Origin of the sequence: Pseudomonas palleroniana, from assembly GCF_003031675.1 — a bacterium.
GTDB lineage: Bacteria > Pseudomonadota > Gammaproteobacteria > Pseudomonadales > Pseudomonadaceae > Aquipseudomonas > Aquipseudomonas palleroniana.
The window spans coordinates 13,189-22,902 of the sequence record NZ_PYWX01000063.1 but is presented as its reverse complement, the minus strand read 5'-3'; the positions used below and the strand labels follow the sequence as shown (position 1 = coordinate 22,902).

General features: G+C 62.3%; 13 protein-coding genes. 11 read left to right on the top strand and 2 right to left on the bottom strand.

All coding sequences use genetic code 11. The features are described 5' to 3' along the window. Positions 1-3: 3 nt before the first annotated feature. Together C9383_RS21680 and C9383_RS21675 are read right to left on the bottom strand one after the other, a co-directional pair. Entirely contained in the window at positions 4-291 is a 288-nt protein-coding gene (locus C9383_RS21680; protein ID WP_090368236.1) for a HigA family addiction module antitoxin, read from the bottom strand. Positions 292-305: 14 nt separating this feature from the next. Continuing rightward, positions 306-584, bottom strand: coding sequence for a type II toxin-antitoxin system RelE/ParE family toxin (locus C9383_RS21675; RefSeq protein ID WP_065938127.1), 279 nt, complete (start codon positions 582-584; stop codon positions 306-308). Between the two features lie 509 nt (positions 585-1,093). On the opposite strand from C9383_RS21675, the gene C9383_RS21670 reads away from it, so the two are divergent. The 11 genes from C9383_RS21670 to madM all read left to right on the top strand — a co-directional run bounded on the left by C9383_RS21670 (position 1,094) and on the right by madM (position 9,656). After that, the gene (locus tag C9383_RS21670; protein ID WP_090368238.1) at positions 1,094-1,333 is read left to right on the top strand and encodes a DUF6124 family protein; all 240 of its coding nucleotides are present in this window, start codon (positions 1,094-1,096) and stop codon (positions 1,331-1,333) included. Between the two features lie 381 nt (positions 1,334-1,714). Next, positions 1,715-2,134, top strand: a complete 420-nt coding sequence (locus C9383_RS21665) for a hypothetical protein (RefSeq protein ID WP_090368240.1) — start codon at positions 1,715-1,717, stop codon at positions 2,132-2,134. 392 nt (positions 2,135-2,526) lie between these two features. Beyond that, positions 2,527-4,197: a malonate decarboxylase subunit alpha gene (mdcA, locus tag C9383_RS21660; protein ID WP_090368242.1), complete on the top strand. Its 1,671-nt coding sequence runs from the start codon at positions 2,527-2,529 to the stop codon at positions 4,195-4,197. After that, on the top strand, positions 4,198-5,031 hold the full coding sequence (locus C9383_RS21655; protein WP_090368244.1) for a triphosphoribosyl-dephospho-CoA synthase: 834 nt from the start codon (positions 4,198-4,200) through the stop codon (positions 5,029-5,031). Continuing rightward, the gene (locus C9383_RS21650) at positions 5,031-5,330 is read left to right on the top strand and encodes a malonate decarboxylase subunit delta (protein ID WP_090368246.1); all 300 of its coding nucleotides are present in this window, start codon (positions 5,031-5,033) and stop codon (positions 5,328-5,330) included. Before C9383_RS21655 ends, C9383_RS21650 begins: the two co-directional genes overlap by 1 nt. Further along, a complete protein-coding gene (locus C9383_RS21645) occupies positions 5,323-6,165 on the top strand; it encodes a biotin-independent malonate decarboxylase subunit beta (RefSeq protein ID WP_090368248.1) in 843 nt (280 codons plus the stop codon). The genes C9383_RS21650 and C9383_RS21645 overlap by 8 nt, the downstream gene beginning before the upstream one ends. Next, positions 6,162-6,932, top strand: a complete 771-nt coding sequence (mdcE, locus tag C9383_RS21640) for a biotin-independent malonate decarboxylase subunit gamma (RefSeq protein ID WP_090368250.1) — start codon at positions 6,162-6,164, stop codon at positions 6,930-6,932. Before C9383_RS21645 ends, mdcE begins: the two co-directional genes overlap by 4 nt. Next, positions 6,926-7,522, top strand: coding sequence for a malonate decarboxylase holo-ACP synthase (locus C9383_RS21635; protein WP_090368252.1), 597 nt, complete (start codon positions 6,926-6,928; stop codon positions 7,520-7,522). The genes mdcE and C9383_RS21635 overlap by 7 nt, the downstream gene beginning before the upstream one ends. Next, entirely contained in the window at positions 7,519-8,418 is a 900-nt protein-coding gene (mdcH, locus tag C9383_RS21630; RefSeq protein ID WP_090368254.1) for a malonate decarboxylase subunit epsilon, read from the top strand. Before C9383_RS21635 ends, mdcH begins: the two co-directional genes overlap by 4 nt. A 67-nt stretch (positions 8,419-8,485) precedes the next feature. After that, complete coding sequence (madL, locus tag C9383_RS21625) at positions 8,486-8,890, top strand: malonate transporter subunit MadL (protein ID WP_090368256.1); 405 nt, start codon at positions 8,486-8,488, stop codon at positions 8,888-8,890. A gap of 1 nt (position 8,891) precedes the next feature. Then, positions 8,892-9,656, top strand: a complete 765-nt coding sequence (madM, locus tag C9383_RS21620) for a malonate transporter subunit MadM (protein WP_090368258.1) — start codon at positions 8,892-8,894, stop codon at positions 9,654-9,656. Positions 9,657-9,714 lie beyond the last annotated feature (58 nt).

The window sequence follows — 9,714 nt, the reverse complement described above, 5'->3', positions numbered from 1 at the left end:
TTGCTACTCAAGCCGTACAAACCGCTCAATCACCGGCTGCTCCCGATGTTCGGCCTGCCACAGGTCGTAGGCACTTTGCATCGACAACCATAACTGGGCAGTACTTACGCCGGCCCGTTCCAGCCGAACGGCAAGGTCCGGGCTGACCGGGGCGCGGCCATGCAGGATCCTTGAAAAGGTTTCTCGCGCGAAGCCGAGGCGCCGCGCCATTTCCGTGATAGTGATACCCAGCGAGGGAACCACATCCTCAAGCAGAATTTCACCTGGGTGAGGTGGGTTGTGCATACCCATATCGATACCTCCACTCAGTGGTAGTCAAGATAATCGACCAATTCGACCTGGTCGTCGAACATCCGAAAAATGATGCGCCAGTTACCACTTATGCTGACGGACCAGTAGTCGATCAGGTCGCCCTTCAAACGATGGAAGCGCCAGCCAGGCAGGTCCAGCGCATCAGGGTGCTCGGCTTTGTCCAGAATGAGCAGAACACGGCGCAAGCGCTTTGCATGGTTTGCGTTGATGCCTCTGGTTGAACCGGTCTCATAGAAGGCCCTAAGGCCCTTATGTTTCCAGCTGACGATCATGGCGTAATTGTGATGTGATGCATCACGCCCTGCAATGACCTTGCATCGAATTTAACAGTCGGATTCATGATGCCTGCCCGTGGCACGATTCGGATGGAAAAGGCTAGAGAGGCGAGTTCCGAGCAACAACCTGAAAAGCCTGTCGGAGCATTCTTTGCTGCCTGTAGGGGTAATGAGGGGAGGCGGTTGCTCAGGATTTTTCCTGCAAGATTTTGGGCCGTGCATGAACTTGTCGCGTGCAGTCGGCGCGCCTAGTCTTCGTCCCGTCATCGCAAAAAACGGTGACACGGACGTGCAAGTCCGGTTACATGTCGGCGCACCAGCGCCCATAGCCATTCAGTGGGCGTTTTTATGTCTGCTGTACTTGTTATGGCGGCTGTGCGTGGGAGATTCTTCGGGATCTGCCGGGGTCCGATATGCCCGGTCTTGCACACCTGCGCACGGCTGCCACCTTAATTCGCGTGCAAGCGGAAGAGGGCAGTTTCCATCCCATATCGGAGCTGCGAATCATGATCAAACCTACGCCTCACCCACCAATCTTCACCGTAAACCCTCATCAAAACACCGAAACCCTGCTGGTCAACGCCAGCGAAACCCTGTCCTCCCTCAACGTTCTCACCTGCAATCTGGCTTTTGACCTGGACACGTCCCAGCGCGCCGTTATGCTCGGGATCCAGCAAATGGTGGAGTTGGGGCAGTTGTTGGTGGATCGTGCGCTGGAGCAAGTCAGCCCGTCGCCGGAAGTGTGAAGCGGTCCCTCTGCGGGACTGCTTACTGACAAACACCACTGAGCGAGTGTGGGAGGGGGCTTGCTCCCGATAGCGGTGGGTCAGCCAAGGATGTATCGACAGGTAGCAAGCCATCGGGAGCAAGCCCCCTCCCACACACAAATATGTTCGCTTCCAGACCTAGGCATGCCATAGGTCGTAGGCATTTTGCATCGACAGCCAAAGGCGTTCGGCAACTTCAACTACGGCGTTACCGGCACGGTACTGGGATTTCCGGAAGGCGTGCTGTTGCGAGCGGCAAGGCAGCAGGGACGTCCCGGGCGGAGTTTGGAGACTGGTGGGGAGACGCGCCGTACGGCGATGATCAGATTGACCAGCACTGGATCAAGGAGGGTATCGAATATGCGAAAAGCCAAGGATATTAAATGGCCGGCTCAAGGCCTGCTCAACGGGCTGCTGGTGATGTGTCTCGGGTACTTGGCGATCAGTTGGTTGATGAGCCCCGGTACGCCGCAGTTGGATGAGGTAGTACTCAAGTATTCCCTGGGTAACGGCACCTCTATCTACGGCGCTCGGGATGGTCAGGGGGGCGCGACGGTGGTTTTTTCCTACAGGTACTACGTGCATAAGGATCTGGGTAATGATCAGGAGCTACTCAAGACATTGGTCTCGGCACACCCCTTTCTGAAAACCCAGGAGCCCACTGTGCAAGTCAGTGGGCATGAGGGCGTGCTTCGCTTGGATGTTCGGGGGCGAGTGTATGAGTACAGCAGCTACGTTCTTGAAAGCCTTGGAGGAGTCAAGGTGGTGATGGCGTTGTGATTGACCGATGCTGCGCGTTGGGCCTGCAACATTCAATGTAGTGAGCGGGCTTGCCCCGCGCTGGGTGGCGAAGCCGCCCCAACAGGGACGCCGCGTTGTTTCAGGTAGAACGAGGCGCCTGGGTTTGGGGCGGCTCCGCCACCCAGCGCGGGGCAAGCCCGCTCACTACAGGATGGGTTTTTGCTGTCCGAATGTTCAGGCGCTTTATCATGAGTGCTTCCTGCCAAACACCTCTGAGCAACCCCTCCAATTTTTGGACTGAATCTGGCTAGAGGCCGTGGTTGTTGCTGTTTCGTTACTCCAACCGTAACAGTCCGCCGCCCAGCTTGATTGATACCCCCCAGTTTCACTCCTAAGGTACAGCCCACGACAGCAACCCTCGTGGAGCGACCATGACAACAACAATCACCCCCGACTCGCGCTGGACGCGGCGGCGCGACGAGAAGCAGCGGCGCCTCGGGTTGGTCCGGCAATACGCAGACGGGGCCGTGCTGGCCAGTGACAAAATCGTCGAGGCCCTTGAAGCCCTGATCCTCCCCGGCGACCGCGTCGTGCTGGAAGGCAACAACCAGAAGCAGGCCGATTTCCTCTCGCGCTCCCTGGCCAAGGCCGACCCGGCCAAGCTCCACGATTTGCACATGATCATGCCCAGTGTCGGCCGTTCCGAGCACCTGGACCTGTTTGAAAAAGGCATCGCTCGTAAGCTGGATTTCTCTTTCGCCGGCACCCAATCCCTGCGCATCAGCCAGTTGCTGGAAGATGGCCTGCTGGAAATCGGCGCGATCCACACCTACATCGAACTCTATGCGCGACTGGTGGTGGACCTGATCCCCAACGTGGTGCTCTCCGCCGGTTTCATGGCTGACCGCGCCGGCAACATCTACACCGGCGCCAGTACCGAAGACACCCCGGCTTTGATCGAGCCCGCTGCGTTCAGCGATGGCATCGTCATCGTGCAGGTCAATCAGTTGGTGGACGACGTTACTGACTTGCCCCGCGTCGATATCCCGGCGAGCTGGGTGGATTTTGTGGTGGTGGCGGACAAGCCGTTCTACATCGAACCGCTGTTCACCCGCGACCCGCGCCACATCAAGCCGGTGCATGTGCTGATGGCGATGATGGCGATCCGTGGCATCTACGAAAAACACAATGTGCAGTCGCTCAACCACGGCATCGGTTTCAACACCGCCGCGATTGAATTGATTCTGCCCACCTATGGCGAATCCCTCGGTCTCAAAGGCAAGATCTGCCGTAACTGGACCCTCAACCCACACCCAACCCTGATCCCGGCCATCGAAAGCGGCTGGGTGCAGAGCGTGCATTGTTTCGGCACCGAGCTGGGTATGGAAAACTATATCGCCGCACGGCCCGATGTATTTTTCACCGGCCGTGATGGCTCGATGCGCTCCAACCGGATGTTCTGCCAACTCGCCGGCCAATACGCGGTGGACCTGTTTATCGGCGCCACCCTGCAAGTGGACGGCGATGGGCATTCCTCCACCGTCACCCGTGGCCGCCTCGCCGGTTTCGGTGGCGCGCCGAACATGGGCCACGACCCACGCGGCCGCCGGCATGGCACACCGGCCTGGCTGGATATGCGCCACGACGACGCGCCGGAAGCCTTGCTTGAACGAGGCAAGAAACTCGTGGTGCAAATGGTCGAGACCTTCCAGGAAGGCGGCAAACCCACCTTCGTCGACACCCTGGATGCAGTGGAAGTCGCCCGTAAAAGCGGCATGCCGCTGGCGCCGATCATGATCTACGGCGATGACGTCACCCACCTGCTCACCGAAGAAGGCATTGCCTACCTGTACAAGGCGCGCTCGCTGGAAGAGCGCCAAGCGATGATCGCCGCCGTTGCAGGCGTAACAGCCATCGGCATGCGCCATAACCCCAAGGACACCGCACGCATGCGTCGTGAAGGTTTGATCGCCTTGCCCGAAGACCTCGGCATCCGCCGTACCGACGCCACCCGCGAGCTGTTGGCCGCCAAGAGCGTGGCCGACCTGGTGGAGTGGTCCGGTGGTTTGTACAACCCGCCCGCCAAGTTCAGGAGCTGGTAAATGCGCGCCCTCAAACTGCATGAACTCAGCCTTGCCGATCGGCTGGCCGACCTGGCCGTCGATGCGCTGATCGATGAGGCCGACCTGTCGCCCAAACCCGCCTTGGTGGACCGTCGCGGCAACGGCGCCCACAGCGATCTGCACCTGGGCCTGATGCACGCCTCGGCGTTGTCGTTGTGGCCGATGTTCAAGGCCATGGCCGAGGCGGCGATCGAATTCGATGAAATCGGCCTGCCCCTGCGCGAAGCCCTTGGGCAGATTGGTCGCGAAGGTGAGCAAGCGATGCTGATCACCACTCAAGGCGTGAACACTCATCGTGGGGCGATCTGGGCGCTCGGTCTGCTCACCGCCGCCGCCGCGTTGCAACCCCGCGCTGTCACGCTGACTGCCGCCAGGCTGGCCCTGCTCAATGACCGCTATGCGCCGCAGCCCTTGAGCCACGGCGTACAAGTTGCGCAACGTTACGGCGCGCGTGGTGCTCGCGAGGAAGCCCAGCTCGGCTTCCCTTCGGTGATGCAACGCGGCTTGCCGCAACTGCGTACAAGCCGCCTGCAAAACGTCGGTGAGCAGAACGCTCGGCTGGACGCGCTGTTGGCGATCATGACCGAGCTGGCCGACACCTGCGTGCTCTACCGTGCCGGCCCTGAAGGGATCAGCGCCATGCAGCAGGGTGCCCAAGCCGTGTTGGAGGCCGGCGGCAGCGCCACCCTCGCCGGGCGCCGCCGACTGCACGAATTGGACCTGCAACTGCTGGCCCTGAATGCCTCCCCCGGCGGCGCTGCCGATCTGTTGGCCGCCTGCCTGTTTATCGACCGCCTCGACGGAGCGTTGTGATGGAAACCTTATCCTTTGAATTCCCCGCCGGGGCGCCGCCCAAAGGTCGTGCATTGGTGGGATGTGTCGGTTCGGGAGACCTGGAAGTGCTGCTGGAGCCAGGCACGGCGGGCACGCTGACGATCCAGGTGCAAACCTCGGTGAATGGCGCTGAACAACGTTGGCGTCATCTGTTTGAGCGGATTTTCCAGGAGCAGACGCCACCGGCGTTGCACATTGATATCCACGATTTCGGCGCGACGCCCGGCGTGGTGCGGCTGCGCCTGGAGCAGGGTTTCGAGGAGGTCGGGCATGACTGACTTGCTGGCTAAACACAGCTTCGTCGAATTGGGCGCTCGTCAGCGGGCCAAGGCATTGCTGGACGCCGGCTCCCTGCGCGAACTGATCGATCCGTTCCAGCGCGTGATGTCGCCCTGGCTCAGTCGCCAGGGCGTGGTACCCCAGGCCGACGATGGCGTGGTGATCGCCAAGGGCAACATGGCCGGGTTGCCGGTAGTGATCGCGGCCATCGAAGGGAGTTTCCAGGGCGGCAGCCTCGGTGAAGTCGGTGGCGCAAAAATCGCTGGCGCCTTGGAGCTGGCGGCCGAAGACAACCGCAACGGTGTGCCCACGCGTGCCGTGCTGTTGCTGGAAACCGGTGGCGTGCGCCTGCAGGAAGCCAACCTGGGCCTGGCCGCGATAGCCGATATCCACGCGGCGATTGTCGACCTGCGCCAATACCAGCCCGTGGTCGGCGTGGTGGCCGGCAGTGTCGGTTGCTTTGGCGGCATGTCCATCGCGGCCGGGCTGTGCAGCTACCTCGTTGTCACCCGTGAAGCCCGCCTGGGCCTGAACGGCCCGCAAGTGATCGAGCAGGAAGCGGGCCTGGATGAGTATGACTCCCGTGACCGGCCTTTCATCTGGAGCCTCACCGGAGGGGAGCAACGCTTTAACAGTGGCCTGGCCGACCGCTATGTCGCGGACGATGCCGTGCAGATCCAGCAGACCGTCACCGCGCTGCTGCAACAAGGCTTACCCGCTAAACAGCGCAGCCGTCAGGCCGAGTACTACTTGGCGCGCCTGGCCGAACTGGACGCCACGCCGCAGATCGATCCGACGACGGTGCGCAAGCTGTATCAAGGAGAACGCCCATGAGAGGCTTGCAGTGGTTCAACGCATTGAGCGCCGGGGCAACGCCTGTTGAGGGCTTGCCGGCTTCATTGAGGGTCGCCGACGCTGCCTTGGGCGGGCAAGCCGTGCGCTTTATCGCCGTGGTCACCGACCCACAAAACCGCTTTGCCCGTGCCCGCCATGGGGAAGTCGGCTTGCTCGAAGGCTGGGGCCTGGCCAAGGCCGTGGATGACGCCATCGCCCGTGGCGACCGGCGTCCGATCATTGCCATTGTCGATGTGCCCAGCCAAGCCTACGGGCGTCGCGAAGAAGCCCTCGGCATTCATCAAGCCCTGGCCGCCGCCGCCGACAGTTACGCCCGCGCACGGTTGGCCGGGCACCCGGTAATTGCGCTCTTGGTGGGCAAGGCCATGTCGGGTGCGTTTCTCGCCCACGGCTACCAAGCCAATCGCTTGATCGCCCTGCGCGACCCGGGTGTGATGGTGCATGCCATGGGCAAAGCTTCTGCCGCGCGGGTGACCCTGCGCAGCGTCGAAGAGTTGGAAGCCCTGGCTGCCAGCGTGCCGCCCATGGCCTATGACATCGACAGTTATGCCAGCCTCGGTCTGCTCTGGGAGACGCTGTCGGTCAGCCGGATCGAACAGCCTACGGCGGATGACCTGGCGCGGGTCAGCGACTGCCTGGTGCAGGCGATCAAGGATATCGCCAGCACCGATCTGAGCGGGCGCCTGGGCGCCGCCAATCGCGCCGCCTCCAGCCACGTACGCCAACTGCTGCGGGAGCAATGGTGAACGCGCACGATTTGCTCTGGGGCATGACCCCGGCGCAACTGCCTGCCGATGCACCGGCCTGGGCGCTGGCCGCGATCAGCGCCGGCCACCCGGTGGTGGTGCGTCGCGCCGTCGCCGAACCTGGCTCTGTGGCGGTCGGTGTGCGTGGGCGTTTGCGCGAGCAACGTTTTGCCACGGCCATGCCCCTGCACTCGGTGCAGCGCAGCGTCACGCCGCAAGCCCTGCGTGAGCGGCGTTCGTCGCGGGAGGTGCCTGCGTTGCGCGCGCTTGATCAGGTGCGCCCGTTGCTGGCGTCTTTGGACTGGGGCGTCAGCGGCAGCGCCGGCTTTGAGTTGGCCAGCGGCATCGAAGCGCTGCATGCCCAAAGCGATCTGGATTTGATTTTGTGTACGCCTGAACCGCTTGATCGGCATGCCGCGCGGGACCTGCTGGCATTGTTGGACACAGCAGTGTGTGCGGTGGACCTGCAACTGCAAACGCCCTTCGGCGCGGTCGCTTTACGCGAATGGGCTGGCCCATCACGCCGAGTGCTGTTGAAAACCGTCAGCGGTGCGCATCTCGTATTCAACCCCTGGCAGGCCGTGGCATGAGCAGCCTGCTGGTGTTTCCGGGGCAGGGCGCGCAACGGCCGGGCATGCTCCAGCCATTGCCTGCCGTTGTGCTGGATGAAGCCAGCCATGCCTTGGGTGAGGACGTTCGCCAACTCGATTGCGCGCAAGCCCTTGAGTCGACGCGCGCCGTGCAATTGTGCCTGTTGATCAGCGGCGTGGCCCACGCCCGCCAGCTGCAATACACACCCGATTACGTAGCGGGCCTGTCCATCGGTGCCTATCCGGCCGCGGTTATCGCCGGTGCCCTGGATTTTGCCGACGCGGTCAGACTGGTCAGCCTGCGCGGCGAACTGATGCAGCAGGCTTATCCACAAGGGTATGGCATGACGGCGATCATCGGTGCTCAGCTAGCCACCGTCGAAGCCTTGCTGGCCGCTATCCACAGCCCGCAAACCCCGGTGTACCTGGCCAATATCAATGCCGACAACCAGGTCGTCATTGCCGGCAGCAACGCGGCGATGGCGCTTGTCGCCGAGCGCATCAAAGGCAACGGCATTGCCAAGCGCCTGGCGGTGAGCGTGCCATCCCACTGCGCGTTGCTGGAGCAACCCGCCCAGGTGTTGGCACAAGCTTTCGTTGCACTCAAGGCGCCGCGCATCACCTACCTGAGCAGCACGCGTGCCCGACCTATCCACAACCCCGAGCAACTGCGCGATGACCTGGCGTTCAACATGTGCCGCATCGTCGACTGGCGCGGCACTGTGCAAAGCGCCTACGAGCGCGGCGTGCGCCTGCAAATCGAATTGCCGCCGGGCTCCGTGCTGACCGGCCTGTCACGCCGGGTGTTCGAGCAAGGCACGGTGATCGCCTATGAAGGCGCGCGCCTGGACACCTTGCAGGCCCTGCTGCAAGAGGAGGAACGCCGCCACCGATAAAGCCCCACCCAAGGCATTCGAAGTACAAAAACAACAATTTCGATCGAGCACTTTGAGGACAACAACAATGATTATCTACGGTGTGGCATTGCTGGCGATCTGCACGCTAGCGGGCGTGATCATGGGCGACATGCTCGGCGTGTTGCTCGGCGTCAAATCCAACGTGGGCGGAGTGGGCATTGCGATGATCCTGCTGATCTGCGCCCGCCTGTGGATGCAAAAACGCGGTGGCATGACCAAGGATTGCGAGATGGGCGTGGGCTTCTGGGGCGCGATGTACATCCCCGTAGTGGTGGCGATGGCGGCGCAACAAAACGTGGTGACGGCCCTGCACGGTGGACCGGTGGCGGTACTGGCGGCCATCGGTTCGGTACTGGTGTGCGGTTGCACGATTGCCCTGATCAGCCGCACCCACAAAGGCGAACCGCTACCCGCTGAAGAACCGCTGATCGCGTCGGCAGGAGGTCGCTGATATGTGGGACCTCATCGAGAAAGGTCTGGAACATAACGGCCTGGTTACCGCATTCGCCTTCGTGGGTGTGGTGATGTGGATTTCCGTGGTGCTGTCCAAGCGCCTGACGTTCGGGCGCATTCATGGCTCGGCGATCGCCATCGTTATCGGTCTGGTACTGGCCTGGGTCGGCGGCACACTCACCGGCGGGCAAAAGGGCTTGGCCGATGTGGCGTTGTTCTCCGGCATTGGCCTGATGGGCGGTGCGATGATACGGGATTTCGCCATCGTTGCCACCGCGTTTGAAGTGCAAGCCACTGAAGCGCGCAAGGCAGGGTTGATCGGCGTGATCGCGTTGCTGCTGGGCACGGTGCTGCCGTTTATTGTCGGCGCCAGCATGGCCTGGGCCTTTGGTTATCGCGATGCGGTCAGCATGACCACCATCGGCGCCGGTGCGGTGACGTACATTGTCGGCCCGGTGACCGGCGCGGCGATTGGCGCGACTTCGGACGTGATGGCGCTGTCGATTGCCACCGGCTTGATCAAGGCGATTCTGGTGATGGTCGGCACCCCGGTGGCGGCGCGCTGGATGGGCTTGGACAACCCGCGCTCGGCGATGGTGTTTGGCGGTTTGGCCGGCACGGTGAGCGGGGTGACGGCGGGGCTGGCGGCGACGGATCGGCGGCTGGTGCCTTATGGTGCGTTGACGGCGACGTTCCATACCGGGCTTGGGTGCTTGCTCGGGCCTTCGGTGCTGTACTTCATTGTGCGTGGGCTGGTTGGCTGACTCTGGAGTTTGTGTTGTCTGGTCTGGCGTCATCGGGGGCAAGCCCCCTCCCACACTT